At 73.3% G+C, this 26503-nt stretch carries 24 protein-coding genes; 1 reads left to right on the forward strand and 23 read right to left on the reverse strand.

All coding sequences use genetic code 11. The annotated features are described in order from the left end of the window. Positions 1–232: 232 nt before the first annotated feature. The gene (locus ACWDR0_RS13100) at positions 233–931 is read left to right on the forward strand and encodes a peptidoglycan DD-metalloendopeptidase family protein (RefSeq protein WP_456351740.1); all 699 of its coding nucleotides are present in this window, start codon (positions 233–235) and stop codon (positions 929–931) included. Positions 932–989: 58 nt separating this feature from the next. On the opposite strand, the gene ACWDR0_RS13105 is transcribed toward ACWDR0_RS13100, so the two are convergent. From ACWDR0_RS13105 to nsdA, 23 genes are all read right to left on the reverse strand, one after another. After that, positions 990–1547 (reverse strand): TetR/AcrR family transcriptional regulator, encoded by a 558-nt coding sequence (locus tag ACWDR0_RS13105; RefSeq protein WP_456351799.1) that lies wholly within the window; start codon positions 1545–1547, stop codon positions 990–992. A gap of 70 nt (positions 1548–1617) precedes the next feature. After that, positions 1618–2454: an RNA polymerase sigma factor WhiG gene (gene whiG, locus ACWDR0_RS13110; protein ID WP_456351741.1), complete on the reverse strand. Its 837-nt coding sequence runs from the start codon at positions 2452–2454 to the stop codon at positions 1618–1620. Positions 2455–2776: 322 nt separating this feature from the next. Next, positions 2777–4030: a DNA-processing protein DprA gene (gene dprA, locus ACWDR0_RS13115; protein WP_456351742.1), complete on the reverse strand. Its 1254-nt coding sequence runs from the start codon at positions 4028–4030 to the stop codon at positions 2777–2779. Next, positions 4027–5640: a YifB family Mg chelatase-like AAA ATPase gene (locus ACWDR0_RS13120; RefSeq protein WP_456351743.1), complete on the reverse strand. Its 1614-nt coding sequence runs from the start codon at positions 5638–5640 to the stop codon at positions 4027–4029. Before ACWDR0_RS13120 ends, dprA begins: the two co-directional genes overlap by 4 nt. Further along, entirely contained in the window at positions 5640–6002 is a 363-nt protein-coding gene (locus ACWDR0_RS13125) for a YraN family protein (protein ID WP_456351744.1), read from the reverse strand. The genes ACWDR0_RS13120 and ACWDR0_RS13125 overlap by 1 nt, the downstream gene beginning before the upstream one ends. Before the next feature lie 301 nt (positions 6003–6303). After that, positions 6304–6612, reverse strand: coding sequence for a DUF2469 domain-containing protein (locus tag ACWDR0_RS13130; RefSeq protein ID WP_003965949.1), 309 nt, complete (start codon positions 6610–6612; stop codon positions 6304–6306). A 55-nt stretch (positions 6613–6667) separates the two neighbouring features. Then, on the reverse strand, positions 6668–7300 hold the full coding sequence (locus ACWDR0_RS13135) for an NUDIX hydrolase (protein WP_456351745.1): 633 nt from the start codon (positions 7298–7300) through the stop codon (positions 6668–6670). Beyond that, the gene (gene lepB / locus ACWDR0_RS13140; protein WP_456351746.1) at positions 7290–8030 is read right to left on the reverse strand and encodes a signal peptidase I; all 741 of its coding nucleotides are present in this window, start codon (positions 8028–8030) and stop codon (positions 7290–7292) included. Before lepB (ACWDR0_RS13140) ends, ACWDR0_RS13135 begins: the two co-directional genes overlap by 11 nt. Before the next feature lie 103 nt (positions 8031–8133). Then, complete coding sequence (lepB, locus tag ACWDR0_RS13145; protein ID WP_456351800.1) at positions 8134–9171, reverse strand: signal peptidase I; 1038 nt, start codon at positions 9169–9171, stop codon at positions 8134–8136. Then, the gene (gene lepB / locus ACWDR0_RS13150) at positions 9168–10322 is read right to left on the reverse strand and encodes a signal peptidase I (RefSeq protein WP_456351747.1); all 1155 of its coding nucleotides are present in this window, start codon (positions 10320–10322) and stop codon (positions 9168–9170) included. The genes lepB (ACWDR0_RS13145) and lepB (ACWDR0_RS13150) overlap by 4 nt, the downstream gene beginning before the upstream one ends. Further along, positions 10315–11250, reverse strand: a complete 936-nt coding sequence (gene lepB, locus ACWDR0_RS13155) for a signal peptidase I (protein WP_456351748.1) — start codon at positions 11248–11250, stop codon at positions 10315–10317. Before lepB (ACWDR0_RS13155) ends, lepB (ACWDR0_RS13150) begins: the two co-directional genes overlap by 8 nt. An 89-nt stretch (positions 11251–11339) precedes the next feature. Continuing rightward, positions 11340–11690, reverse strand: coding sequence for a 50S ribosomal protein L19 (gene rplS / locus ACWDR0_RS13160; RefSeq protein ID WP_456351749.1), 351 nt, complete (start codon positions 11688–11690; stop codon positions 11340–11342). Positions 11691–11819: 129 nt separating this feature from the next. Beyond that, positions 11820–12641 carry a tRNA (guanosine(37)-N1)-methyltransferase TrmD gene (gene trmD, locus ACWDR0_RS13165; protein WP_456351750.1) on the reverse strand — a complete coding sequence of 274 codons (822 nt, stop codon included), beginning with the start codon at positions 12639–12641 and terminating at the stop codon, positions 11820–11822. Further along, complete coding sequence (gene rimM / locus ACWDR0_RS13170) at positions 12641–13267, reverse strand: ribosome maturation factor RimM (RefSeq protein WP_456351751.1); 627 nt, start codon at positions 13265–13267, stop codon at positions 12641–12643. The genes trmD and rimM overlap by 1 nt, the downstream gene beginning before the upstream one ends. A 229-nt stretch (positions 13268–13496) precedes the next feature. Beyond that, positions 13497–13736 carry an RNA-binding protein gene (locus ACWDR0_RS13175; protein ID WP_005311361.1) on the reverse strand — a complete coding sequence of 80 codons (240 nt, stop codon included), beginning with the start codon at positions 13734–13736 and terminating at the stop codon, positions 13497–13499. Between the two features lie 2 nt (positions 13737–13738). After that, positions 13739–14176 (reverse strand): 30S ribosomal protein S16, encoded by a 438-nt coding sequence (gene rpsP, locus ACWDR0_RS13180; RefSeq protein WP_456351752.1) that lies wholly within the window; start codon positions 14174–14176, stop codon positions 13739–13741. Positions 14177–14380: 204 nt separating this feature from the next. After that, entirely contained in the window at positions 14381–14974 is a 594-nt protein-coding gene (locus ACWDR0_RS13185; protein WP_040913943.1) for a hypothetical protein, read from the reverse strand. 445 nt (positions 14975–15419) lie between these two features. Next, positions 15420–17339 carry an ATP-dependent zinc metalloprotease FtsH gene (ftsH, locus tag ACWDR0_RS13190; protein WP_456351753.1) on the reverse strand — a complete coding sequence of 640 codons (1920 nt, stop codon included), beginning with the start codon at positions 17337–17339 and terminating at the stop codon, positions 15420–15422. 243 nt (positions 17340–17582) lie between these two features. Further along, on the reverse strand, positions 17583–19133 hold the full coding sequence (gene ffh / locus ACWDR0_RS13195; protein ID WP_456351754.1) for a signal recognition particle protein: 1551 nt from the start codon (positions 19131–19133) through the stop codon (positions 17583–17585). Between the two features lie 140 nt (positions 19134–19273). Beyond that, on the reverse strand, positions 19274–21712 hold the full coding sequence (locus ACWDR0_RS13200; RefSeq protein WP_456351801.1) for a [protein-PII] uridylyltransferase: 2439 nt from the start codon (positions 21710–21712) through the stop codon (positions 19274–19276). A 755-nt stretch (positions 21713–22467) separates the two neighbouring features. Then, a complete protein-coding gene (locus tag ACWDR0_RS13205) occupies positions 22468–22806 on the reverse strand; it encodes a P-II family nitrogen regulator (protein ID WP_456351755.1) in 339 nt (112 codons plus the stop codon). Further along, on the reverse strand, positions 22803–24179 hold the full coding sequence (locus ACWDR0_RS13210; protein WP_456351756.1) for an ammonium transporter: 1377 nt from the start codon (positions 24177–24179) through the stop codon (positions 22803–22805). The genes ACWDR0_RS13205 and ACWDR0_RS13210 overlap by 4 nt, the downstream gene beginning before the upstream one ends. A 466-nt stretch (positions 24180–24645) precedes the next feature. After that, the gene (gene nsdA / locus ACWDR0_RS13215) at positions 24646–26142 is read right to left on the reverse strand and encodes a transcriptional repressor NsdA (protein WP_456351757.1); all 1497 of its coding nucleotides are present in this window, start codon (positions 26140–26142) and stop codon (positions 24646–24648) included. Between the last annotated feature and the right edge of the window lie 361 nt (positions 26143–26503).

The following is a 26503-nucleotide window of genomic DNA, read 5'->3' on the forward strand; positions in this document are numbered from 1 at the left end:
TGTCCTGACGCCCCGGTGCGCCTGCCACAGAGGACCGAGGGGCGCGGCCACCGAACCCGTAAGGGCTGCACGGTGGCGGGGCGTGCGAAGTCGACCCGGTGACCCGGATCGCCATGAGAAGTGTACGGGACCCCGGAGGTGCCGGGTGACGGCGTTGTCCACAACCGGCCGTCCGTCCACAGATCCACGCCATGATCCACTCCACTCCGGCCCCCGGGCCCATCCTCTTCCCATGCACTCCACCCGGTTCACCGCCCTCGCCCTGCTCCCCGCCCTGCTGTCACCTTCCGTGACCACCGGCCGGGGCGGACCCCCCGCAGCACCCCCGGACCACTTACGCACGGCCTCGCCGCCGGTCACCGTGAGCGACGACCGGGTCTGGCCGTTACCGCGGCCACGGATCGTGCGCGAGTGGCTGCCACCCGCCACGCCCTACGGCCCCGGCCACCGCGGAGTGGACCTCGCCGCCGCGCCGGGCACCGAAGTAAGGGCCGCGGGATCGGGCCGGATCTCCTTCGCCGGCCGGATCGCGGGCCGCGGAGTGCTCACGCTGACCCTGGACGGCACCGGCGACCCGCCCCTGCGCACCACCTACGAGCCGGTGGACCCGCTTCTCCCCGCGGGCAGCCGGGTCACCGCGGGCCGGCCCCTGGCCCGGCTCTCCGCCGCCCCGCGGCACTGCGCGGAGCACTGCCTCCACTGGGGACTGCTGCGCGCCCGGGATTACCTCGACCCGCGCACTCTGCTCCACCGCCCGCGGTCACGCCTGCTCCCCTTCGCGGGGACGGCGGGCCGGTTCGCACCCGTGAGCGTCCGGCCGGCGCGGGCGGGCGGCGCGGGCGGCCGGACGACCACGAGAAGGACAGCCGGGACACCGGGACACCCCGGGCACTCCGGGGACCCCGCGCGCCCTGACCGGGGGGCCGACTGACCGCAGAAAACCGGGGGGAGGGGGTGGGCGGGGGGGGAGGGGGGAGGGCTCCCCCGGGTCAGGGAAGGACGCCGCGGAGGGCGAGGGAGACGGCCGCGTCGGCGATCGCCGCGGGGTCTTCTGCGGCGCCCAGCTCGATCCGGCGGACGGCGGCGTCGACCACGCCCTGGAGCAGCATGGCGGCGAGCCGGGGCTGCTCGTGCCCGAGCTCGGCGAGAGCCTCGACGATCATGGCGATCAGGCCGCCGTGGGCGGCGCGGATCTTCTCCCGGGCGCCGTCGTCGAGCTCTCCGGCGGAGATGGCGACGACTGCCCGGTGGCGGCGGTCGCCCACCAGGTCGAGCTGGCTGCGGACATACGCCTCGACCTTGCCCCCGGCGTCCTGCTCCCCCTCCATGGCGGCTTCGACTTCGGCCGCCCAGACGGGGAAGTCGACCGCGCACAGCTCTTCGACGACGGCGGCGCGGGAGCGGAAGTACTCGTAGACGGACGACCGGGCGAGGCCGGTGCGCTCGGCGAGGGCGGGGAAGGTCAGCGCCTCCGTGCCGCCTTCGGACAGCAGGGAGCGCGCGGCGTCGAGCAGTGCGTCGCGCTGCATGGTCCGGTGCTCGGCCACGGAGGCCGCTCGAATCCTGGGCACCCTTCCACTTTACGGATGCCGCGCAAGAGGACGGGCCGATTCGCGGTCACCGTCCGACGTCGGCCAGTTTCGCCCGCAGCTGGAGGACGGATTTTGTGTGGATCTGGCTGACTCTGCTCTCGGTGACACCGAGCACATTGCCGATTTCGGCAAGGGTGAGGCCCTCGTAGTAGTAGAGGGTGACGACCGTTTTCTCCCGCTCCGGGAGGGTGTTGATGGCGCGGGCGAGCAGTCGGCGGAGTTCCCGGTCCTCGGCGATCTCGACGGGGTTGTCGGCGGCGGTGTCCTCCAGGGTGTCCATCAGGCTGAGGCGGTCGCCGCTCTCGCCTCCGACATGGAGGAGTTCTTCGAGGGCGACGACGTTCGCGAGGGACAACTGACTGAACACGGAGTGGAGTTCGTCGATGCCGATGCCCATCTCGGAGGCGACCTCGCCTTCGCTGGGGGTGCGGCGGAGCTGCGCTTCCAGCGTGGCGTAGGCGCGTTCGACGGCGCGGGCCTTCTGGCGGACGGAGCGGGGGATCCAGTCGAGGGCGCGCAGTTCGTCGATCATGGCGCCGCGGATGCGGGTGATGGCGTAGGTCTCGAACTTGATGGACCGCTCGATGTCGAACTTCTCGATGGCGTCGATGAGTCCGAAGACTCCGGAGGAGACGAAGTCCGCCTGTTCGACGTTGGAGGGCAGGCCGACGCTGACCCGGCCGGCCACGTACTTCACCAGGGGCGAGTAGTGCAGGATCAGCTGTTCGCGCAGGCGCTCGTCCCCGGTGGCCTTGTACGACTGCCACAACTCCTCCAGCGAGGAGGGGGCGGGGGGCCGCGCGGCGCCACGGGCAGCGGGGGGCATTGGCGCGCGATCAGACCCGGGGGTGTGCTGGGGCATGCGTTGCCTTGAGCCGTTCTGCTGTTGAGGGGACTCGGTGCGAGGGACGGACGGTTGTGCGGGTGGTGGGGGGGGAGCGGTGGAGCGGGAGCGGGGAGCGGTGGAGCGCACGGTCCGGGGTGCGGGTGCCATGACCGGAGGTGGTGAGCGTAGCGTGACTGACTGGTCGCAGTGGGCGAAGGTCGGTGGGCGACCGCGCGCGGAGGGTTCCGCCGGTCCGGTATCCGCGGGCCGGTGCCGCGACGGCGTACGCCGGTCTCCGGAGACGGCGGACGGCACCGCAAAGGTCGCTCCCGTCACTTTTTCACCCGAATGCTCCGGATCAAGGACCGCCTCGCCGCGTGTTCGACTCGCGTTGGGTGCGGGGGGCCGGGGTCCAGGTGTCCCCCGTGCGTTCGACGAATCCCAGCGCGTGGAGTTCGTACAGTCTGGCGAGTGTGCGGTCGGTGGTCGTTCCGGCGGCGACGGCGAGCGCGGCGGGGTGGTTGGTGCCGCGGGCGGGGAGGGCTTCGAGGACGCGGGCGCTCTCGGGGTCCAGCAGGTCCCTCGGGTGGACGGGGCCGCGTCGTTCGGGGGCGAGTTCGCCGATGCGGCCGATGAGTTCGGTGATGTCGTGGGCGTCGGCGACCAGGGTGCCTTCGGCGCGCAGGAGTTCGTGGACTCCTGCGGAGAGGGTGCTGGTGGCGGGGCCGGGAACGCCCATGGTGTGGCGGCCGAGTTCGCGGGCGCGGCGGGCGGTGACGAGGGAGCCGCTGCGGTAGGCGGCTTCGACGACGACGGTGCCGCGGGTGAGGGCGGCGATGACGCGGTTTCTGAGGACGAATCGGCTGGGCGTGGGGTGGTCTCCGGGCGGCAGTTCGCCGATGACGAGCCCCTGGCGGGCGATGCGGCGGAGGAGTTCGGTGTGTCCTGAGGGGTATCCGGTGTCGACTCCGCAGGCGAGGACGGCGATGGTGGCGCCGTCGGCGGCGAGGGCGCCGCGGTGGGCGGCTCCGTCGATGCCGAAGGCGGCTCCGGATACGACGACCCAGCCCTGTTCGGCGAGGCCGGTGGCGAGGGTGGTGGCCATATGCGATCCGTAGGGGGTGCAGGCGCGGGCGCCGACGATGGCGACGGAGCGCAGGGCCCAGGTCCTGAGGGGGGCCGTGCCTCTGGTCCAGAGGCCGATGGGGCGGGTGGGGCCGAGGTCGTCGAGCTGGGTGGGCCAGTCGGGGTCGCCGGGGCAGATGAACCGGCCGCCGAGGGCGGCGATGGTGTCCAGGTCCCGCCGGGGGTCGGCGGTGGCGGCGCGGGCCCGGTAGGCGGCGAGCCTGCGGGGGGTGGCGCCGGGGAGCGGGGGGCCGGGGGTGTCTCCGGGGTGGGTGATGCGGTGGAGCAGGGCGGTGGCGCCGAGTTGGCCGAGCCACTGTCCGACTCTGCGGTCACCGGGTTCGGTGATGCGGGTGAGGAGGGCTCGGGCGGCGCGTTCCCGGTCGTCGGGCGGGGGCGGGGCGGCGCTCCGGGCCGGGGCGGCGGGCCCGTGCTCTCCCGGCCCGGGAGCGGGGCGGGGGTCGCGGTGGGAGTCGGGGCGGGTCATCGTGGTCCTCCGGCGGTGGGGACGGCGGTGCCGCGGGGTACTCCGGTGCGGAGTTCGAGGGCGAGGCCGATGTCCTGGGGCTCCGGGCGGTCGCGGCCGGCGAGGTCGGTGATGGTCCAGGCGACGCGGAGGACCCGGTCGAGTCCGCGGGCGGTGAGGAGTCCGCGTTCCATGTCTCGTTCGGCGGCGGCGAGGGCGCCGGGGTCGGCGGGCCAGCGGGTGCGGAGTTCGTGGCCGGGTACTTCGCTGTTGACGGTCCAGGGGGTGTCGGCGAGCCGGTCGGCGGCGCGTTGCCGGGCCAGGCGGACGCGTTCGGCGACGGTGGCGCTGGACTCGCCGCGGCCGCCCTGTCCGAGGAGGTCGGCCCGGTGGACGGGGTCGACCCGGACCCGGAGGTCGACGCGGTCGAGGAGAGGTCCGGAGAGCCGGGCCTGGTAGCGGCGGATCTGGGCGGGCGGGCATTCGCAGGTGCCGCCCCGGGTGGTGTGGCGGCCGCAGGGGCAGGGGTTGGCGGCGAGGACCATGAGGAATCGGGCGGGGAGCCGGACCACGCCGCCGCTGCGGGCGATGACCACATGGCCGGATTCCAGGGGCTGCCGCAGTGCATCGAGGGCTTTTACTGAGAATTCAGGCGATTCATCAAGAAAAAGCACGCCGCGGTGTGCGAGGGATACGGCTCCCGGGCGGGGCATTCCGTTGCCGCCGCCGACGAGGGCGGGCATGGTCGCCGAGTGGTGCGGGGCGCAGTAGGGCGCGCGGCGGACGAGGGGCTGGCCGGGCGGGAGCAGGCCGGCCACCGAGTGGACGGCGGTGACTTCCAGGGATTCGCGCCGGGTGAGGGGCGGGAGGAGGCCGGTGAGCCGTTCGGCGAGCATGGTTTTCCCGGCTCCGGGCGGGCCGGAGAGCAGGAGATGGTGGCCGCCGGCGGCGGCGATTTCCAGGGCGGTCCTGGCCAGGTGCTGGCCTGCGACGTCGGCGAGGTCGGGGGTGCCGTGGGGGCCGGCGGTGAGTCCGGTGCCGATTCCGGCGCCGGGGACCATCAGTCCGGCGAGCATCGGGTCGGGGCCGTCGGAGACGGGTTCCTCGGTGGGGACGGGTTCGTCGTTGAGTACGGCGATGAGCTGGCGGAGGCTGCGGACTCCGAGCACGGAGACGCCGGGGACCAGGGATGCTTCTCCGGCGGTCTGTTCGGGGACGACGACCTGCCGGTAGCCGGCTTCGGCGGCGGCGAGGACGGCGGGCAGGACGCCGCGGACGGGCCGGACGCGGCCGTCCAGCCCGAGTTCGCCGATGAGGACGAGGTCGGCGATGGCGCGGGCGTCGACGCGTTCGGCGGCGCCGAGGACGGCGCAGGCGACGGCGAGGTCGAATCCGCTGCCGCCTTTGGGGACGGATGCGGGGCTGAGGCCGACGGTGAGTTTCTTCTGGGGCCATTCGGCGCCGGAGTTCACCACGGCGGCCCTGACCCGGTCGCGGCTTTCGGTGAGGCTCTTGTCGGGGAGTCCGACGAGGGTGAAGGCGGCGATGCCGGGTTCGAGGTCGGCCTGGACCTCGACGACGACGCCTTCGACGCCGACGAGGGCGACGGAGCAGGCGCGGGCGAATCCCATCAGGCCACCCCCTTGGCGTGTTCCACGACGGGGGCGCCGCGCCGGGGCAGAAGCACTCCGACGAGGTCGATGCGGATGCCGCCGAGCGGGGCTCCGCCGTGCTGTTCGAGCCAGCCTTCGGCGAGCCGCCGCAGACGGGCGGCTTTGGCCGGGCCCACGGCTTGCATGGGGTGCTCGAAGGGGCCCGCCCTCCGGGTTTTGACCTCGCAGACCACGACGGTTTCGCCGTCGCGGGCGACGATGTCGATCTCACCTGTCCGTCCGTAGCGCCAGTTGCGGGCGAGGACCGTCATCCCGGCGTCGGCCAGCAGCCGTGCGGCGAGGTCCTCTCCGTACCGTCCCAGTGCCCCCGTTGCGTTCATGTCGGCACCACCTCCTGGCACCGAGGGTGACGTGCCGCCGGTCCGCGTGCGGATCTTGGTGGACAACCGGCGGGTTGTGGATAAGTCGCTCACCCGTGCGGGTGAGCGAGGGGCGGCGGAGCGTCCCGGTTCCGCCGGCCCGAAAGCAGGCCGGAGCGGAAGAAGACAGGAGGAAGCGGAAGAAAGCGGGTACGGGTGGGCGCGAGTGGGTGAGGGCGGGTGGGAGAGCTGGAGGAAGCCGGGAAAACGGCTCGTCCCCCGGCCGGATCCCGGCCGGGGGACGAGTGTGCCGCGGGCGGGGTCAGCCGCCCGGGAGTTCGAGGTCGCTCTTGTTCAGTTCTTCGATGTTGACGTCCTTGAACGTGAGTACCCGGACCTGCTTGACGAACCTCGCGGGCCGGTACATGTCCCACACCCAGGCGTCCGCCATGGAGACCTCGAAGAACACCTCGCCCTGCACCGAGTGGACCTGCATCTCGTAGTCGTTGGTGAGGTAGAAGCGGCGTTCGGTCTCGATCACGTATTTGAACAGCCCGACGACGTCCCGGTACTCCCGGTAGAGCTTCAGCTCCATCTCGGTCTCGTACTTTTCGAGGTCCTCGGCGCTCATGGCATGTTCCCCTTCAGCCGTGCGTCCCCCCATTGTGCGCCAGCGACTCCCGTCCCTAGGCGATTTCGGGGTCGAGGACCACCGGCGTCCGTGGAGGGCCCTCGTCGAGCAGCGTGCGGAGCAGCCCGGCGAGCCTGGTCGGGTACACCGTCTCATGGGCCGCGGACAGTTCGGCGGAGGTCCACCACCTCAGCCCGGTGACGCTGCGCCGTTCCAGTTCGGTCAGGCCGCCGGGCCGGACGGTGGTCCGTGCCGTACGGGCCAGGTAGTAGCGCTCGTCCTGTTCCCAGCGGCGTCCGGCGAAGGGGAAGGAGCAGCGCCGCCGCCAGATCACGGGGCCGAGTTGTACGCCGGTGATACCGGTCTCCTCGGCGAGCTCCCTGAGGGCGGCCTGTTCATGGGTCTCGCCGCTCTCCAGGCCGCCGCCCGGGGTGAACCACCAGCTCTTCGCGGGGTCGTCGGGCTCGTGTCCGTGGACCAGCAGGATGCGGTCGTCGGGGTCGAGGAGGACGACGCGGGCCGCCTGCCGCGGTTCGCCGGGCGTGCCGTGCCCGGAGTCCGGTTCCGCACCGGAGCCGGGTTCCGTGCCGGGTTCCGTACCCGTGCCCTGCCGGTTCTCCGGCGCCGGACCCGGTTGCGGACCCGGTTCCGGACCCGGCTGCCGCTCCGGCGCCGTCTCATCGCGCACCGCTCGCCGCCTCCCGCCGCCGCCCGCCGCCGAACCTGCCCGCGACCGGGCCGTACGCCGATCCGCCGAAGATCAGCAGTACGCCGGTGCCCATGGCCCATACCAGCGGCTCCACGGGCCCCGGCCGGGAGATCCCCCCGGGGAAGCCGGCGAAGCCCTCCGGCCGCTCCAGGAAGGAGCCGGGCAGGGGCCAGACGACGGCGTCGACACGGGCCTCCACCGCCGTGCGCGGTACGGAGCCGCGGGCGGCGTCCTGGAGGTGGCTGCGGGAGTCGAGGGAGCTGCCGCGCTCGTCGCCGAGGAGGAAGAGCTTCCCGTCGGGGACGGTGGTGCTGAAACCGGTGGGCGAGGCGGGCCCGCCGCCGCGGACGTACGGTTCGTCGACAGGCGTCCCGTTGACGGTGAGGCGGCCGTTCCGGCCGCAGCAGGCGACGGTGTCGCCGCCGACCCCGACCACCCGTTTGACCATCGGCGCGTCGCCCCAGGCGGTCTGCCGGAAGACCACGATGTCCCCGCGCCGCACCTCGTCGCCGTCGATGCGTTCGGCGAGCACCCGGTCGCCGACGGCCACGGACGGGGTCATCGAGTCGGTCGGCACGAGATACGGCTGGTACAGCAGCGCGCCCCAGACGAAGCCGCCGAGGAAGAGCACACAGCCGACGGCCACGGCCAGCCCCGACAGTCTGGTGCCGAGGCGGCCGTGGCCGTCGTCCGTACGTTCTGCTGCCATACCGGCGCTCCCCCGTCCCGGAGGGCCTCCCGGACGCCCGGCCGTCCCGCGCGTCCTGCCCCGGGACGGCACCCTACCGGGCGGTATCCCGCGCCGGGCCGTCTTACGGTGCCCCGGGCGTCCGGCCCGCGCCGGCCTGCGCCGGGGCGGTCTGCCGTACGGCCTCGCGGGCGAGCAGCCGCCGCCTGCGCCACAGCACCAGCGGTACGGCGCCGAGGGCGCCCATGGCGAGCGGCGCGGAGGAGGTGACCAGGGCCGCGGCGTGCTCGTTGATGCCCTTCTGGTCGTACGTCGAGGGGATCGGCAGGGTCGCCCAGCGGTTCACCGGCCAGGCGATCACCACCGCGCGTCCGACGACCTTGTCGACGGGGACGAAGCCGCCGTTGACGTCCTCGGTGTGGTAGCGCGAGTCCCGGGAGTTGGAGCGGTGGTCGCCCATCACCCAGATCTTGTCCTTGGGCACGGTGAGCGGGCCGAAGGGCTGGTCGTCGCAGGGGGTGTCGCCGGGGAAGATGTACGGCTCGTCGAGGGCCACGCCGTTGACCTTGACCGGGCCGCCCTTCTTGCACTCCACGGTGTCGCCGCCGATCGCGATCGTCCGCTTGATCAGGTCCTTCTCCTCGGCCGACGGCATCAGGCCGATAAAGCTGAGGAACTTCTGCATCACATTGGGCTCGGGCGTCGGCTCGCCCTCCAGCCAGCCGCCCGGGTCGTGGAAGACGACGACCTCGCCGCGCTCGGGCTCGGAGCCGAACCACGGGGTCAGCTTGTCCACCAGCACCCGGTCCCCGCGCTGGAGGGTGTTCTGCATGGAGTCCGAGGGGATGGAGAACGCCTGGACCAGGAACGTCTTGATGAGCAGGGCCAGCACCAGGGCGATGCCGATCAGGATCGGCAGTTCCTTCCAGAACGACCGCTGGGCCTTGGGGCTGGTCTCGTCGTCGTCACCGCCGTCGCCGGTGCCGGAGGCCCCGCCGGACGAGGAACCGTCGGACGAGGAGCCGTCGGACGACGGGGGCACCGCGGCTCCGCCGCCGGAGCCCGGGCCGCCCGGTCCGCCGTCGCGCGGCGCACCCGGGCCGGTGGGCCCGCCGGAGCCGCCGGCTCCGCCCGCCGCCTGCTCCCCGTCACCGCTCTTCACCGAAGCGGCCACGGAGGACGGGGCCGCCGGCGCGGCGGACGCCGACGCCACCGGAGACCCGGCAGTCCCCGGGGCCCCGGCGGGCCCGTCGGGGCCCTTCGGCCCGTCTTCCGGCTGCTCGTGTCCGGACCGTGCGCCGACCGCCACGTCCCCCACATCAACTCCTCAGTCTGTGTGATCCGTCCACCCGCAGGCCCCGGAAGTCTCCGCAGGACGAGCAGGCCCATCACTCCCATAACGAGCGAGAGTTCCGCAGGGCTCGGGAGGACGAGCATTCCTTTGTGGTCCTGGGACGACAGGGTAAGCGAAGGACTCGCCGCCGCCCCCTCGTCCGAACGCGCGTTCGGTACCGAAGCATAGACCTCGCGGCCGTCGAGCCGGGCCCAGTGGCGGACCGGCCAGGCGATCACCACGGCCCGGCCGACGACCTCGTCCACCGCGATCGTGCCCCGGCCCTCCTCGTCGAGATGGGCCCGGGAGTCCGCCGAGTTCGACCGGTGGTCCCCCATCACGAAGAGCCGCCCCTCGGGCACCCGCACCTCGAAGGCCCGCGCCGAGGGAACGTTTCCGGGATTGATGTACGACTCGGTCAGCGGGACCCCGTTGACGGTGACCCGGCCGTCCTTGTCGCAGCACGCCACCGTGTCCCCGCCGACCGCGACGACCCGTTTGATCAGGTCCTGCTCGCCCTCCGAAGGCAGCAGGCCGATAAAGGTCAGCCCCTGTTTGATCTGTTTGACGACAACCGGATCGTCCTTCTTCACGGGCGGTACGAGATCGTCCGCGAGCCAGCCGCCGGGATCCTTGAAGACCACCACGTCCCCGCGCTCCGGTTCCGAGCCGAACCACGGCGTGAGCTTGTCCACCAGCACCCGGTCGTCGATCCGGATGGTCTGCTCCATGGACCCCGAGGGGATCACGAACGCCTGGACCAGGAAGGTCTTCAGCACCAGCGCGATCAGCAGGGCCACCCCGACCAGCAGCGGGATCTCCTTCAGCGCCGACCGCCGCCGCTTGCGCCGGACCTTGCGGGCCAGCCTGCGCCGCTCGGCCCGGCCGCCGGGCGGGACCGCGGAGCCGTCGGTGGGCCGGGTGCCGGTGGGCAGCCGGGTGTCCGCGGGCGCGCCCGCGGGCCGTCCCCGCCTACCCATGGGGCCGCCCGCCCGCCGCTCCCCCGCCCGGGGACGGGGCACCGGATCCGGTGGGCTCCGCCGACGGGCCGGGACGGCCGCCGGTCCAGCTTCCCGGGGCGTCCGGCGCGGAGCCCTCGGGCGCGTCCGGGACCCGGTCGAAGGCGTCCGTACGCCCCGCTGAGCCCCACCGCCCGGCGGGCCAGCCGATCCAGTCGGCCCGCCCGATCACGTTCTCGACGGGGACCATGCCGCCGCCCGGATCGCCCAGGTGGTCACGGGAGTCGCGGGAGTCGCTGCGGTGGTCGCCCATCACCCACAGGGTGCCCGGCCGGACGACGATGTCGAAGGCCACGTCGGAGGGGGCGTCGCCGGGGTGCAGATAGCGCTCGTCGAGCGCGGTGCCGTTCACCGTGAGCCGGCCCTCCTCGTCGCAGCAGACCACCCGGTCGCCCCCCAGTCCGATGACACGTTTCACGAAGTCGGTCTCCGCGGGCTCGGCGAGCCCCACGGCCGCGAATGCCCCGCGGACCGCTCCCCGGACCGGGTCGGTCTCCGGCTCCTCCCGTACGAAGGACCCCGTACCGTCGAAGACGATCAGGTCCCCGCGGGCCGGCTCCTCCCCTTCTCCGTACGCCAGCTTGTTCACCAGCACCCGGTCCCCGGTCCGCAGCGTCGGCTCCATGGATCCGCTGGGGATATGGAACGGCTGGACCACGAACCGGCTGACCAGCAGTACGGTCCCGAGGCAGACGGCCGCCAGCAGGGCCGTCCGGCGCCAGGAGCCGCCCAGCAGACCCGATACCCGCGCGAGCACCGGAAAACGCACGGAGCGCGCCCCCTCTTCCGTGGTCCCGGCGGCTGTGCCGGGCTCCGCCGCCGGGACGGGGTCCGGGCGGTCGGGTTCGGAAGAGCGGTCGCGCTCCGTGCGTGTGTTCTCGGTGTCCATCGCGGACGAGCCTATCCGGCCGCGCTGTGGACCCGTACGAGGCGTGAGCCCCGGCCCGCCGGTCCGTGGCGGACCACCGGGCCGACGGCTCAGCGGTCGCGCTTCTCCTTGATCTTCGCGGCCTTGCCGCGCAGCTCACGGAGGTAGTACAGCTTGGCGCGGCGGACGTCACCACGGGTGACCAGCTCGATCTTCTCGAAGATCGGGCTGTGGACCGGGAAGGTCCGCTCGACGCCGACGGAGAAGGAAACCTTGCGGACCGTGAAGGTCTCGCTGACGCCGGCGCCCTGGCGGCGGATGACAACGCCCTTGAACTGCTGGATACGGGAGCGGTTGCCCTCGATGACGCGAACGTGGACGTTCACGGTGTCACCGGGGCGGAAGGCGGGGAGGTCGGTCCGCAGGGAAGCGGCGTTGACGGCGTCGAGCACGTGCGTCATGTTCGTCTGCTTTCTTCGCCGATGCCACAGGTCATCAGCGGGAGAGAAATGGAGTTCAGGGGCCGTCCCGTCGGAGCGGGCGTCGTGTCCCCCTGTGGCAGGGGCGCACGCCGGACGTACGGCAGCGGCCTATTCTTCCACGGCCTGCGGCCCGCGCCAAAATCGGCCGCCGGGCCCGGGCGCCCAGCCCAGCAGGGAGAGGATCTCGCGGTCCTTGCGGTCGAAGTCCGCCGGATCGCAGCGTTCCAGCAGATCGGGCCGGTGGGCGGCGGTACGGCGGAGCGCCTCGTCCCGGCGCCAGCGGGCGACCTTGCCGTGGTGGCCGCCGGTGAGCACCTCGGGGACGGCCCGGCCGCGCCAGACGGGGGGCTTGGTGTAGACGGGGCCCTCCAGGAGGTTCGCCATGGCACCGGGGGCGAAGGAGTCGTCCCGGTGGGACTCGGCGTTGCCGAGGACGCCGGGGAGCAGCCGGGCCACCGCCTCGGTGATCACCAGAACCGCCGCCTCGCCGCCCGCGAGGACGTAGTCGCCGATGGACACCTCGTGGACCGGCATCCGGCCGGCGTACTCGTCCATGACCCGGCGGTCGATGCCCTCGTAGCGGGCCGGGGTGAAGATCAGCCAGGGCTGCCGGGCCAGGGCGACGGCGGTCTCCTGGGTGAAGGGGCGGCCGCTGGGGGTGGGGACGACGAGTACGGGGTCGTGGGCCCCGGCCTCGTAGCCGTCGGCGATCGCGGTGTCCAGGGCCTCGCCCCAGGGCTCGGTCTTCATGACCATGCCGGGGCCGCCGCCGTAGGGCGTGTCGTCGACCGTGTGGTGCCGGTCGTACGTCCAGCGGCGCAGGTCGTGGACCCGGACGTCGAGGACGCCGCGGGCGCTCGCCTTGCCGACCAGGGAGACGTTCAGAGGTTCCAGGTACTCGGGGAAGATCGTGACGACGTCGAGCCGCATCAGACGCCGTCCTTCGCGGGCCCCCGGCCGGGGCCGCCGGGCTCGTCCGCCCCGTCCGTCCCGTCAGTCCCGCCGGCCTCTTCGGCGGCGGCGTCGCGGGCGGAGGCGATCTCCGCGCGGTCGTCCAGGAGCCCGGGCGGCGGGTCGACGACGATCCGCTGCTCGTCGAGGTCGATCACGGTCACGATCTCCTCGACGAAGGGGATCATGACCTCCTCGCCGTCGGGCCGCTCCACGATGAACAGGTCCTGCGAGGGCAGATGGCTGATCTCGGTGATCCGGCCGACGGGGGTGCCGTCGGTGAGGACCACGTCGAGGTCGACGAGCTGGTGGTCGTAGTACTCGTCGGGGTCGTCGGGGGTCTCGTCCGGATCCACGTCGGCGATCAGCAGGGTGTTGCGGAGGGCCTCGGCGCCGTTGCGGTCGGTCACTCCCGCGAAGCGCAGCAGCAGCCTGCCGCTGTGCACCCGTCCGGCTTCGACGGTCAGCGGGCCCGTGCTCGCCGGGTCGGTGGCCAGTACGGCGCCGGGGCCGAGCCGCAGCTCGGGCTCGTCCGTCCGCACCTCGACGGTGACCTCGCCCCGGATGCCGTGGGCACGGCCGATCCGGGCGACTACCAGATGCACTTCGTTGCTCTCCTGTGGTCGGGCCCCGGGCCGGGGCCGTGGTTCCGCCTGTCCGGGCGGCCGTGAGGACCCGCCGGACGGCGGTCCGGCCCCGGTCCGACGTTACGTCCGGAGCGCCGCGGCGGCCTCCGCTACGGGGGCTACGGGGCCTGCCGGCTCCGGACAGCGAGACGGCTCGGGCCGGGAAAGGCCGATGGCCTCTCCCGGCCCGAGCCGGTACTGATCTTGTTCAGCGGACCTGGTCCACGTCGACGAGGTCGACACGGATACCACGGCCGCCGATGGCGCCCACGACGGTGCGCAGAGCGCGCGCGGTGCGGCCGTTGCGGCCGATCACCTTACCGAGGTCGTCGGGGTGGACCCGGACTTCGAGAACGCGCCCGCGACGGAGGTTGCGGGAAGCGACCTGTACATCGTCCGGGTTGTCGACGATGCCCTTGACGAGGTGCTCGAGAGCCTCCTCGAGCATGCTCAGGCCTCGGTCGACTCGGCAGCGTCAGCCGCCTCGTCCGCCTTCTTGTCGGACTTCTTGGCCTTCTGGGTGATGGCCTCGCCCTTGGGCGCGCCCTCCTCCAGGGTCTTCGCGAACTCGTCGAACGCGGCGCGCTTGTCGGCCTTCGGCTCGGCCACCAGCAGCGGCGCCGGGGCCGGCAGGCCCTTGTGCTTCTGCCAGTCGCCGGTGAGCTTCAGGATGGCGAGGACCGGCTCGGTCGGCTGGGCGCCGACGGACAGCCAGTACTGGGCGCGGTCGGAGTCGACCTCGATGCGCGAGGGGTTCTGCACCGGGTGGTACAGGCCGATCTCCTCGATGGCCCGGCCGTCACGGCGGGTACGGGAGTCGGCGACGACGATGCGGTAGTGAGGCGAACGGATCTTGCCGAGACGCTTCAACTTGATCTTGACTGCCACGGGTGTGGTGTCTCCTGGTCTTGACGTGGTTGGGCACAACGAGATGCCACGTGGGGTTGCGGTACTCGGGTGCCCGATGGACGCGTCAGCCGGAGGAGAGAGGGGTCCTGTGCGGCCGTCGAGTACAGCTAGCCATTGTGCCACACGCCGATGGCGCGCTGTCCCCCGGACCTGCACCGCCCCCGTCAGGCGGCCGGCCGGGGGTCAGCTCGCCGCGGCGACCGGTTCGGGGATACGGAAGGGCTTGCCGCAGCCGCCGCAGACGATGGGCGCCTGGGCGAGGACCGAGGGAACGACCCGGACGTTGCGGCCGCAGTCGCAGACCGCCTTCACCCGGACCCCTCCGCCCGAGGACCCGTGCCGGGCCGCGGGTCCGCGGAAGGAGCGTTTGGTGTCGGACGCCGTGGCGACGGTGTGCGCCTTGAGGGCGCGCTGCAGTCGCTCGATCGTCGGGCGGTACCGCCTCTTGGCCTCCGGGCTGAGCACGACCAGCGAGAAGCCGCTGCTGGGATGCGGCTCATCGGCGTGGTCGAGGCCCATCTCCTCGGCGATCGCCAGGAATCTGCGGTTGTGGTAGCGGCCGGCGCGGGAGGTGTCGCGGACACCTCGGGCGGCGGCGATGCCGTGGACTGCCTCGTGGAGCAGTCGCTCGAAGGACAGCTCGCCGCCGCAGGCGGACGACGACTCTCCGATCAGGGACTCTGGCGCGGCGAGATCCGGCAGCTCGGCATGGTGCCGTTGAATGTCGGCCCATGCCTGCGCCAGCTCTGCGGCGAGAACAGGTGGTGTCGTGCTCACGTCGTGATAACGAGCCTGGGCGGCCCACGGTTCCATTACGGGGCATCCCAAATATTTTGCACGTACCCGTCAGTTGCCCTTGATGTGTCCCGACGAGGGCGGGTACGCCGATCTGCGGAGAAGGCTCCCAGTGAGCATCAAGGTGGTACGTAGTACCTCGTACGGCGGCGCCTGCCGTCCGGACTCCGGACACCGTACCGAAACGGCCCGCCCGAAAAGGCCGGTTCTCCGTTTCTCCGCGGTGTCCCGCCTGTTTCCGTGCCGTGTACGGCCGAAGTCCGCCCCCGTGTGCGGATCCGGCCCGCGTACGGGTTCGGGTTCGGGTTCGGGTGGGTACGGGGCGCGGATACGAGTTCGGGCGGGTTCGGGCGGGGCCGGGGCGCGGGTACGGGCGGCCCGCCTTCCGCGGCCCCGCGGCCCCTCAGCCCCGGGGTCCCGGGGCCGGTCAGGCGTCGCCCTTCGTGGTGCGGACGATGCCCGCGGCCCGGTAGGCGGCGTCCTCCTCCAGGGTCTCGTGCTCCAGCAGGGCCCCGGCCAGGGCGTCCAGCCGGTGCCGGTTCTCCCGCAGCAGCCCGGAGGCCCGCTCGTAGCACTCGTCCACGATCCGCCGCATCTCGTGGTCGACGGAGTCCAGCGTGGCGGGCGCGGCGGAGAGCCCGTACGGCACCTGGGCATCGCCGGGGACCGCCGTCAGCCTGCCCACCCGCTCGCTCATCCCCCAGCGGCCCACCATGCCCCGCGCCAGCCCCGTGACCTGCTCCAGGTCGCTCTCGGCGCCGGTGGTCACCACCCCGTAGACGAGCTGTTCGGCGGCCATTCCGCCGAGCGCCCCGATGATCCGGCCGCGCAGATACTCCTCGGTGTAGGCGTATTTGTCGGCCTCCGGGGTGGAGAGGGTGACGCCCAGGGCCCGCCCGCGCGGCACGATGGTCACCTTGCGGACCGGGTCGGCGCCGGGCTGGAGCATCCCGAGGAGCGCGTGGCCGCTCTCGTGGTAGGCGGTGCGCCGCCGCTCCTCCGCGCTCAGCACCAGCGGGCGCTCCGCACCCAGCTGGACCTTCTCCAGCGCCGTGGTCAGATCGGACTGGCTGACGGACTCCTCCCGGCGCTTGACCGCGAGGAGCGCGGCCTCGTTGGCGAGATTGGCGAGGTCCGCGCCGGTCATTCCGGGGGTGGCGGCGGCGATCCGGGCCAGGTCGACATCGGGGGCGAGCGGGATCTCCCGGGTGTGGATCCGGAGGATGGCCTCGCGCCCCGGACGGTCGGGCGGGGAGACCTGGACAACCCGGTCGAAGCGGCCGGGCCTGGTCAGCGCCGGGTCGAGGACATCGGCGCGGTTGGTCGCGGCGAGCACGACCACCCCTTCCGAGCCGGTGAAGCCGTCCATCTCGGTGAGGATCTGGTTGAGGGTCTGTTCCCGCTCGTCGTGGCCGCCGAGTCCGGCGCCGCCGCCGCGGATCCGTCCGATGGTGTCGATCTCGTCGATGAAGACGATCGCCGGGGCGACCTTGCGGGCCTCGGAGAACAGCTCCCGGACCCGTCCGGCGCCCACCCCGACGATCATCTCGATGAACTCGGAGGCGGAGGCGGAGAAGAAGGGCACCCCGGCTTCTCCGGCGACGGCCCGGGCGAGCAGGGTCTTCCCGGTGCCGGGCGGGCCTGCCAGCAGGACGCCGCCGGGCATCCGGGCGCCCATCCGCCGGTAGGCCCCGGGGTGCTTCAGATAGTCGACGACATCGTTGAGCTCGCCCTCGACCTCGTCGATACCGGCCACATCGGCGAAGGTGGTCCGTTTGCCGGGGAGCAGCTCGACCGGTCTGGGCGGTTCCTTGCGGCCGAAGGCGCCGCCGCCGAGGGCGGCGCCCATCCGCCGGGCCGCGAACACCCAGACGGCGATCAGCAGCAGCATGGGGAGGAAGGCGATCAGCAGGGAGGACCAGATGCTGGTCTTCTGGACGACCGGTTCGGCGGTGACGGTCACCCCGCCGCGGGTCAGCTCGCCCCACAGGTCGTCGGTGGCGAAGGCGGGCCGCTCGGTCATGAACTTCGTGTAGTCGCCGTCGCCGTCCGGGAGGGGGGCCTTCTTCTTCAGCTCCCCTTCGATCGACTCGTCCTTGGAGTAGATCTTGGAGATATTGCCCGCGGCGGCCTGCCGGCTGAATTCGGTGTACGAGACGGTGGGCTCTTTGCCGCCCGAGCGGAACAGCGAGATCACCAGGCTGATGACGAGATAGACCACCACCGCCGTCAGGACCAGCCCCCACCAGCCGCCGGGCCGCTTCTTCCGCGGCGGCGGGGACGGGGGCGCACCTTCGGAGCGCCAGGAGTCGTCGGGCGCCCGGCGCGGCGGCACGGGGTTGCTCATACGGGGACGTTAAGACAGAAGGACGGCGTCGGCATCCCCTGTGGACAACCGCCTGTGGACAGCCGCGAGGGGCCGCGTTCCGGTACGAGAGGGGTCACCGCCCCCGTACCCGGGCGAGCACCGCGGCCCGGTACACAGCCGGACACCGGCCCCGTACACAGCCGGACGCCGCCGGGTCCGGGACCCGGCGGCGTCCGCCTGCTTCCGCTTCTCCGTCCGGGCCCGGCAGGGGCCGCGGCGGGATCAGCCCATGAACTTCTTGAACTCGTCCGGCAGCTCGAACGGCTGGTCCCCGCCCCCGGCCGGCAGCCCGAAGGCGCCGCCCTGGCCCGCCTGCTCCCGGCGCTCGGCCGCGGCCTGCTCGTCCGCCTTGCGCTTCATGGGGTTGCCGCTGCGGCGCTTGCCCTTGGCCTGCTTCTGCTGCTTCTTCTGCCGACCGGGGCCGCCACCCATACCGGGGATCCCCGGCATCCCGGGCATACCGCCGCCCTGGGCCATCCGGGACATCATCTTGCGGGCCTCGAAGAACCGCTCGACGAGGCTCTTGACCGCGCTGACCTCGACTCCGGAACCGCGGGCGATCCGGGCCCGGCGGGAGCCGTTGATGATGGTCGGCTCGGCGCGCTCGGCCGGGGTCATCGACTTGATGATCGCGGCGGTGCGGTCGACGTCGCGCTCGTCGATGCTGTTGATCTGGTCTTTCATCTGGCCCATGCCGGGCAGCATGCCGAGCAGCTTGGAGATGGAGCCCATCTTCCGGACCTGTTCCATCTGGGCCAGGAAGTCGTCGAGGGTGAAGTCCTTGCCCTTGCTGCTCGCCAGCTTGGAGGCCATCTTGGCGGCCTCTTCCTGGCTGAAGGTCTGCTCGGCCTTCTCGATCAGCGAGAGGACGTCGCCCATGCCGAGGATGCGGGACGCCATGCGGTCCGGGTGGAACGCGTCGAAGTCGTCCAGCTTCTCGCCGTTGGAGGCGAACATGATCTGGCGGCCGGTGACATGCGCGATGGAGAGCGCGGCACCGCCCCGGGCGTCGCCGTCGAGCTTGGAGAGCACGACGCCGTCGAAGCCGACGCCGTCGCGGAAGGCCTCGGCGGTGTTGACCGCGTCCTGGCCGATCATGGCGTCGACGACGAAGAGGATCTCGTCGGGCGAGACGGCGTCGCGGATGTCCGCGGCCTGCTGCATCAGCTCCTGGTCGATGCCGAGGCGGCCGGCGGTGTCGACGACGACCACGTCGTACTGCTTGGCGCGGGCGTGCTCGACGGAGTCCTTGGCGACCTGGACGGGGTCGCCCACGCCGTTGCCGGGCTGCGGCGCGTAGACGGCGACACCGGCGCGCTCGGCGACGACGGAGAGCTGGTTGACGGCGTTGGGGCGCTGGAGGTCGCAGGCGACCAGCAGCGGCGAGTGGCCCTGGGCCTTGAGCCAGCGGCCGAGCTTTCCGGCGAGCGTGGTCTTACCGGCGCCCTGGAGACCGGCGAGCATGATCACGGTCGGCGGCTGCTTGGCGAACCGGAGGCGGCGGGTCTCGCCGCCGAGGATGCCGATCAGCTCCTCGTTGACGATCTTGATGACCTGCTGCGAGGGGTTGAGCGCCTTGGAGACCTCGGCGCCGCGGGCCCGCTCCTTGACATTGGCGATGAACGCCCGGACCACGGGGAGGGCGACATCCGCCTCCAGCAGCGCGATCCGGATCTCGCGGGCCGCGCCGTCGATGTCCGCCTCGCTGAGACGACCCTTGCCCCGCAAGGTCTTGAAGGTGTTCGCCAAGCGGTCGGAGAGAGTATCGAACACGGCGCTCGTCGGTCCTCAAAGTCGGGGGCAACAGGGAATCGCCCTCCAGGGTATCCGGCCCCGGCGGGTGCCCGCCCGCTCCGGTGCCGGAAACCCGGCCCGCTCCGGGGGCGCTCCCGCCGGGACGGCCGGCGCCCCGCTCAGCGCAGGGCCGCTTCGAGGCCCCGGGCCAGCTCGGCGGCGGCCTCGTCCGGGAGCGGCCCGCCGCCGTCCGCGGTGAGGTAGAAGGCGTCGACCGCGTTCGCCCCGAGGGTGCTGACGCGGGCGCTGCGGACCCGTACGTCCGCGTCCTCCAGGGCGAGTCCGATGCGGTACAGCAGGCCCGGGGCGTCGGGGGCGCGGACTTCGAGGACGGTGGCGCGACGGGAGGCGTCGGCGGCGACGGTGACCCGGGGCGGGGGTGGTTCCGCGCCGCGGCGGCGGGGCCGGGCGGCGTCGCGTTCGGCGAGCCGGGCCCGGATGCCCAGGGAGCCGTCGAGGGCGCGGACCAGGTCGGCGCGGAGCCGGGCGGGCTGCGGCAGGGAGCCGTAGGCCGCGGCCACCTGCCAGTCGAGTACGAGGACAGCGCCCGGTCCGGCCCCGGCGGGCAGGGTGATCTCGCGGAGGTCGGCGGAGCGGACGGTGAGCCGGTGGAGGGCGAGTACCCCGGCGACGGCGGGCAGGACACCGGGCCGGTCGGGCAGGGCGATCAGCAGTTCGGCGCCGAGGGGTTCGGTGGCGGTGTCGGGGCTCTCGGGGGTTTCCGCGGGCCCGGGGCTCGTATCGCCGTCGCCGGTGGTTCCGCCGGGGGTTCCGCCGCGGGCGGGGGTACGGAGCACGAGCACCGGTCCGCCGGTGCGCAGGGCCTCGACCGCGAGCCGTTCCGCTTCGGCGCCGGGCGGGGAGGGGGCCGCGGGCGGGGCGCCGTCGAGGACGGCCGCGGTCCGCGCCGCCAGTTCATCGACGAGGAGGGCCCGCCAGCCCGACCAGGCGGCGGGCCCGGTGGCCAGCGCGTCGGCCTCGGTGAGGGCGGCGAGCAGCTCCAGTGTCCCCGGGGTGCCGACCGCCCCGGCGACGGCCCGGACGGTGGCCGGGTCGTCGAGGTCGCGCCGGGTCGCGGTCTCCGCCAGCAGCAGATGGTGGCGTACGAGAGCGGCGACGACCGCCGCGTCGGCGGCGTCGAAGCCCATCCGGGCGGCCGTGTCCCGGGCGATGGTCTCCCCGGCCACCGAGTGGTCGCCGGGCCAGCCCTTGCCGATGTCGTGCAGCAGGGCGGCGACGAGGAGCAGGTCGGGGCGGCGGACGCGGCGGGTGAGCGCGGCGGCCCGGACGGCGGTCTCCACCAGATGCCGGTCGACGGTCCAGATGTGGACGGCGTTGCGCTGCGGGCGGTGGCGTACGCGTTCCCAGTCGGGCAGCAGCCGGGTGATCAGCCCTTCGGCGTCGAGGGCCTCCCAGACGGGGACGGTGGGTTCACCGGCGCCGAGGAGGGTGACGAACTCCTCCCGGGCCTCGGCGGGCCAGGGCACGGGCAGGGGCGGGGCGGCGGCGAGCGCGCGGACGGCGTGCCGGGAGAGCGGCAGGCCCGCGCGGGCGGCCGCGGCGGCGGCGCGCAGGGGCAGTACGGGGTCCCGTTCGGGCCGGGCGGTGCGGGCGAGGGAGACCTCTCCGTCGTGTTCGACGACTCCGTCGGCGAGGGGGGTGCGTTCGGGTTCGGTCCGCCGGGCGCCGCCGGTGAACACGGCCCGGATCCGGCGGCGGGCGCCGCGGGCGCTCAGCACCCGGTGGACCTCGCGCCAGGTGACGTCGCCCGCGTACGCGATGGTCCCGGCGGCCTCGTACACGCGGCGCAGCAGCACATCGGCGTCGAGGACGCCCAGGTGTGCGGCCACCTGGTCCTGGTCCTCCAGGGCGAGGCGGTCGCCGGCGCGTCCGGTGGCGAGGTGGAGGGCGTCCCGGGTGTCGAGGAGGGTACGGCGGGCCTCGGCGAGGCCCCCGTGGGGGGCGTCGGCGAGCCAGGAGGCGGCGACGGCGCGGAGCGCTCCGGTGTCGCGGAGGCCGCCGTGGGCCTCCTTGAGGTCGGGTTCGAGGAGGTGGCGCAGGTCGCCGTGGCGTTCGGCGCGTTCGCGGCAGAGTTCGGCGAGTTCGGGGAGGCGGGCGGGGGCGCGGTTGCGCCAGTCGGCGAGGACGGTGGTGCGGAGGGCGGCGACGAGCCCGGGGTCGCCCGCGACGGGCCGGGCGTCGAGGAGCCCGAGGTGGGCCTTGAGGTCGGCGCCCGCGGTGGTCCGGGCTTCGGCGGGGGTGCGGACGGAGTGGTCGAGGGCGATGCCGAGGTCCCACACCGGGTACCAGATGCGGTCGGCGAGCGCGGCGACCGCGCGGGGATGGGCGGCGCCGTCGTGGAGGAGGAGCAGGTCGAGGTCGCTGCGGGGGGAGAGTTCGCCGCGGCCGTAGCCGCCGACGGCGACCAGTGCGGCGCCGGGTACGCCGGTGTCCCGCTGCGCGGTGCGGAAGAGGTGCCCGAGCCACTGGTCGGTGAGGCCGGCGAGCGCGGCCCGGCGCTCCGCCCCGGCCCGCCGTTCGTCGTTGAGCAGCCGCAGCCGCCGGGCGGCGTACCCGGTGGCGGGCTCGCCGTCCGTCTCCCCGCCGCCCGCGCCGGGCCCACCGGACCCGTTCCGGGCGTGGGCCGCCGCGGCTGCCGGACCGGCGGGTCGGCGGTCTCCCGCCGCGGGCCCGTTCGCCGGGGGCGGGGCGTCCGTCCGGGCCTCCGGGGTCTCGTGGCTCCGCACTGCTGGTACCTCCTCGGTTCGTTCCCGCCGGGCGCCGTCCGGCGGGTCGGGTCCGGCCCCTGGTACGCGGCCGGGGTGCCCCGGCGGCCGGGCCCGGTGTCCGGGTCGTCCCTTCCCGGTGCGGGCGGCACCCGTCGCCGCCCGCACCCGGCCGGGCGGGCGGTTTCCCCGGACGGCCGCTCCCGCACGGGGGGCGCAGGACCGGCGGGGGCGGGGTTTCACCCGCCCGGTGGATGGGACCGGGTGGCCCTCGGACCGGCCTCCGCGACCGGGCGGTGCGGCTGTCGTCCCCCGGATCCGGTGGGGCTGCGGGGCTACCGCGCTCCGAGTCCGGAGCGCCGGTTCCGCCCGCGGGACACGGCACGGCCCGGCGGTTACGCGGATCCACCGGGCCGGAGGCGGTCCCCCGGCCGGCCCTGAACGGCGGCCCCGGCGCCGGCGCCGGAACGGCCGGGTGGCTCCGCTCCCGGGCCCGGAGCCGGTTCCGCGCCCGGAAGCGCATCCCCGCCCCGGACGCGGGCCGCACGGCCGCGCACCCCGTGCCGTGGCTCGGAGCGCGCCGTGGCTCAGAGCGCGTCGGGCCCGCGTTCCCCGGTGCGGACGCGGACGACCGTGTCCACCGGGACGCTCCACACCTTCCCGTCGCCGATCTTGCCGGTGCGGGCCGTCTTCACCACGACCTCGATCAGCTGTTCGGCGTCGTCGTCCTCGACGAGGACCTCGATACGGATCTTGGGCACCAGGTCGACGGTGTACTCCGCGCCCCGGTACACCTCCGTGTGCCCGCGCTGGCGGCCGTAGCCGCTGGCCTCGGTGACGGTCAGGCCGTGTACCCCGAACGCCTGCAGCGCGTCCTTGATCTCGTCGAGCCGGTGCGGCTTGACGACGGCGGTGATGAGCTTCATGCGTCCACCTTCCTGGTGCTGTCCGCGGTCACGAGCACGTCCCCGGCCGCCGCGGCGCCCGGCGGCGCGGACACCGCCGTACGGGTGCCGCTGCCGCCGCCCGCGCCGCTGAAGTCGTATGCGGTCTCGGCGTGTTCGTGCCGGTCGATGCCGGATACCTCGACGTCCTCGTCGACCCGCATGCCGATGGTCCGGTGCAGGGCGAACGCCAGGGCCGCCGAGACCACCATGGAGTACGCGAGGACGGCCGCGACACCGATGGCCTGCTTGCCGAGCTGTTCGAGACCGCCGCCGTAGAACAGGCCCTTGACGTCGGACTGTACGCCTCCGGTGGCGAAGAGGCCGACGAGGAGGGAGCCCGCGATTCCGCCGACGAGGTGCACACCGATGACATCGAGGGAGTCGTCGTAGCCGAGTTTGAACTTCAGTCCGACGGCGTAGGCGCACAGCACACCGGAGATCGCGCCGACGGCGATCGCGCCGAGCGGGGAGACGGCGCCGCCCGCGGGGGTGATGGCGACCAGTCCGGCGACGGCGCCGGACGCCGCGCCCAGGGTGGTGCAGGCGCCGTGCCGCAGCTTCTCGTACGCCAGCCAGGCGAGCATCGCCGCGGCGGTGGCGACCTGGGTGTTGATGAACATGACCGCGCCGACGCCGTCGTCGTTGCCGAGCCACGATCCGGCGTTGAAGCCGAACCAGCCGAACCACAGGAGTGCCGCGCCCAGCATCACCAGCGGCAGGCTGTGCGGCCGCATCGGGTCCTTCTTGAAGCCGACGCGCTTGCCGATGACGAGGATCACGCCGAGGGCGGCGGCTCCGGCGTTGATGTGGACCGCGGTGCCGCCCGCGAAGTCGATGACGCCCATCTCGAAGAGCCAGCCGCCCGCGCCCCACACCCAGTGGGCGACGGGGAAGTAGACGACGGTGGCCCAGAGGGTGATGAACAGCGCCCAGGCGCCGAACTTGACCCGGTCCGCCAGCGCCCCGCTGATCAGGGCGGGGGTGATGACCGCGAACATCAGCTGGAAGACCGCGAAGACATAGACCGGGACGGTGTAGCCGTCCCAGAGTTCGGTCAGGCCGATCCCGCTCAGCCCGGCGTACTCGGACGACCAGCCGATGATGCCTCCGGTGTCGGTGCCGAAGGCGAGGCCGAAGCCGTAGAGGACCCAGAGCAGGGTCACGATGCCCAGACTGATGAAACTCATCATCAGCATGTTGAGGGTGGACTTCACCCGGACCATGCCTCCGTAGAAGAAGGCGAGTCCGGGTGTCATCAGCATCACCAGGGCGGAGCAGATGAGCAGGAAACCGGTGTTGGCGGCGGACAGTGCCGGGGTTTCCGCGGCTAGCGTCGTGATGCCTTCGGGCATCGGCGTCTCCTCGTCGTCGGTGCGGCCGGGCGCGGGCGGACCTGCGGGTGGGGCCGGGGACGGGCCCGCCCGGGGGACGTGGGGGGCATGGGCCATGAGAATGCGGCGGCGCGGTTTCCACCGATGGAGCCGCGTGTTTCACGCCAGTGACGAAGGGGACGGCCGTGTTACGCCGCCATGAACGGCGGGGCGGCGGCCGCTGCCGTACGGAGCCGGGCGGGCGCGGTGCGCGTCCGGTGGCCGGTACGGGTCCGCGGCGGGCGTGCGGGCCGGATCGGGCCCGGCCCCGGGGCCGCGGCGGAACCGGGCGGGGGCGGGCGGTGACCGGCGGGGCGCGGGCGGGGCCGGCCCTCCGCCGGGACCGGTGTACGGGCCGGGCGGACGGAGACGGCATACGGTCCGCCCGGCGGGAGGCGGGTCCGGCGGCGTACGGCGCCCCGGCCCGAAGCCCCTGCCTCCCGAGGGTTCAGACCGCCCGCGCGGTCTCCGGGAGCTGCGCGGTCAGCTTGTCCGTCAGGTCGCGGACCTCGGAGACGTCGGCGAAGTCCCGGGCGGCCGTGTCGACGGTCTTGCGGAGCCGGTTGTTCACCCGCTCGGAACGGACCCGGCGGGCGACGGTCAGCGCCTCCCCGGCCAGCTCGGTGGCCTGTTCGGGCTCCCGCTTCAGCAGATGGACCGTGGCCATGCCGATCAGGTTCAGCGCATAGGACCGCTGATGGACCGGATCGTCCTGGAAGAGCCGGACCGCGCGCTCCATCAGCGGTTCGGCGAGGGACGCGTACGTCGGGCTGCGCCCGGCGACATACGCGAGGTCGCGGTAGGAGTGGGCGTTCTCGCCGTTCAGCTCGGCCTCGGTGAAGAAGCGGATCCAGTCCGGCTCGCGCTCCCCGTCGAGCCCGGCGTCGTCGAAGGTGTCCTCGGCCATCCGGACGGCCCGCTTGCACTTGCTGGGCTGGCCCATATTGGCGTAGGCGCGGGCCTCCAGCGCGTAGAGCATCGCCTGGGTGCGGGCGGTGGCGCAGTCCCGGCTGCCGTACTGGGCGAGGTGGATCAGTTCGAGGGCGTCGTCCGGCCGGCCGAGGTGGATCATCTGGCGGCTCATGGAGGACAGGATGTACGAGCCGAGCGGCTTGTTCCCGGCCTCCTTGGCGGCGTGGAGGGCGAGCACGAAGTACTTCTGGGCGGTGGGCTGGAGGCCGACGTCGTAACTCATCCAGCCGGCCAGCTGGGCCAGCTCGGCGGCGCAGGTGAACAGCCGGGCCGCGGTGCGCTCCGGATGGGATTCCTGGAGGAGGTCGGTGACCTCGTGCAGCTGGCCGACGACGGCCTTGCGCCGCAGTCCGCCGCCGCACTGGGCGTCCCACTGGCGGAACATGACCGTAGTGGACTCCAGCAGCTCCAGCTCGGGGCCGGAGAGCCGGGGCGGCCGGTGGCCGCCGGCCGCCGCGGGGACCGCGGCACCCGCGCCGGGGGCGGCCGGTTCGCCGCCGGGCGGCGGCACCAGCCAGCGCTGCATCGGCTCGACGAGGGCGGGCCCGGCGGCCAGCGCCAGGGAGGTGCCGAGGAAACCGCGCCGGGCCAGCATCAGATCGCTGCGGGAGAACTCGCTCAGCAGGGAGACGGTCTGCGGCCCGGCCCACGGCAGGTCGACGCCGGAGGAGGACGGGGTCTGGTGCGCCGAACGGAGCCCGAGGCTCTCGACGGCGACGACCGTGCCGAAACGTTCGGAGAAGAGTTCGGACAGGATCCGCGGAATCGGTTCGCGCGGCTGTTCGCCGTCGAGCCAGCGGCGCACCCGGGAGGTGTCCGTACTGATGTGGTGGGCGCCCATCTCCCGGGCCCGGCGGTTGACCTGCCGCGCCAGCTCTCCCTTGGACCAGCCGCTGCGTACGAACCACGAACCGAGCATCTCGTTCGGGCGCTTGCCGGTTCCGGTGTTCGCACCGGTTCCGCTGCCGTCCACTGGTACGCCCCCATCCATGAAGCTCATGAGGCCCCGGGCCATGGCGGGGCCTGAAGTCCGATGCCGGTAGCCGGAATTCCCTGCCGGTCGCCGACAGGATGCCGTGACCGGCGGCCTTATGTACGGAACTTGCAGAAAGGCCGACCGAATCCACACAGGTGAGCGGGGTGACCCCGGTATCTCCAACGGCACACACGGCTCCAGGGTTCGGGCACCGAAAGTAATCCTACGATCACCGCAGGGCGAGCCGGAATCCAGAAACGCCACCATTCGCCACCCCTTCGAATGAACTCCCCCGCCACCGGGCGCGATTCACTTGACAGTGGGCGAGTCGAAGTCGGCGGATCGGTGCACCCGTCGG

The sequence above is a fragment of the Streptomyces sp. NPDC003691 genome (genome assembly GCF_053981115.1).

Bases quoted from the DNA above. Each gene is read 5' to 3' on its own strand.
- ACWDR0_RS13100 (WP_456351740.1), top strand. From the start codon at position 233: ATGCACTCCACCCGGTTCACCGCCCTCGCCCTGCTCCCCGCCCTGCTG.
- whiG (WP_456351741.1), bottom strand. From the start codon at position 2,454: ATGCCCCAGCACACCCCCGGGTCTGATCGCGCGCCAATGCCCCCCGCT.
- dprA (WP_456351742.1), bottom strand. From the start codon at position 4,030: ATGACCCGCCCCGACTCCCACCGCGACCCCCGCCCCGCTCCCGGGCCG.
- ACWDR0_RS13120 (WP_456351743.1), bottom strand. From the start codon at position 5,640: ATGGGATTCGCCCGCGCCTGCTCCGTCGCCCTCGTCGGCGTCGAAGGC.
- ACWDR0_RS13125 (WP_456351744.1), bottom strand. From the start codon at position 6,002: ATGAACGCAACGGGGGCACTGGGACGGTACGGAGAGGACCTCGCCGCA.
- ACWDR0_RS13130 (WP_003965949.1), bottom strand. From the start codon at position 6,612: ATGAGCGCCGAGGACCTCGAAAAGTACGAGACCGAGATGGAGCTGAAG.
- lepB (WP_456351746.1), bottom strand. From the start codon at position 8,030: ATGGCAGCAGAACGTACGGACGACGGCCACGGCCGCCTCGGCACCAGA.
- lepB (WP_456351747.1), bottom strand. From the start codon at position 10,322: ATGGGTAGGCGGGGACGGCCCGCGGGCGCGCCCGCGGACACCCGGCTG.
- lepB (WP_456351748.1), bottom strand. From the start codon at position 11,250: ATGGACACCGAGAACACACGCACGGAGCGCGACCGCTCTTCCGAACCC.
- rplS (WP_456351749.1), bottom strand. From the start codon at position 11,690: ATGACGCACGTGCTCGACGCCGTCAACGCCGCTTCCCTGCGGACCGAC.
- trmD (WP_456351750.1), bottom strand. From the start codon at position 12,641: ATGCGGCTCGACGTCGTCACGATCTTCCCCGAGTACCTGGAACCTCTG.
- ACWDR0_RS13175 (WP_005311361.1), bottom strand. From the start codon at position 13,736: ATGCTCGAGGAGGCTCTCGAGCACCTCGTCAAGGGCATCGTCGACAAC.
- ftsH (WP_456351753.1), bottom strand. From the start codon at position 17,339: ATGAGCAACCCCGTGCCGCCGCGCCGGGCGCCCGACGACTCCTGGCGC.
- ACWDR0_RS13205 (WP_456351755.1), bottom strand. From the start codon at position 22,806: ATGAAGCTCATCACCGCCGTCGTCAAGCCGCACCGGCTCGACGAGATC.
- ACWDR0_RS13210 (WP_456351756.1), bottom strand. From the start codon at position 24,179: ATGCCCGAAGGCATCACGACGCTAGCCGCGGAAACCCCGGCACTGTCC.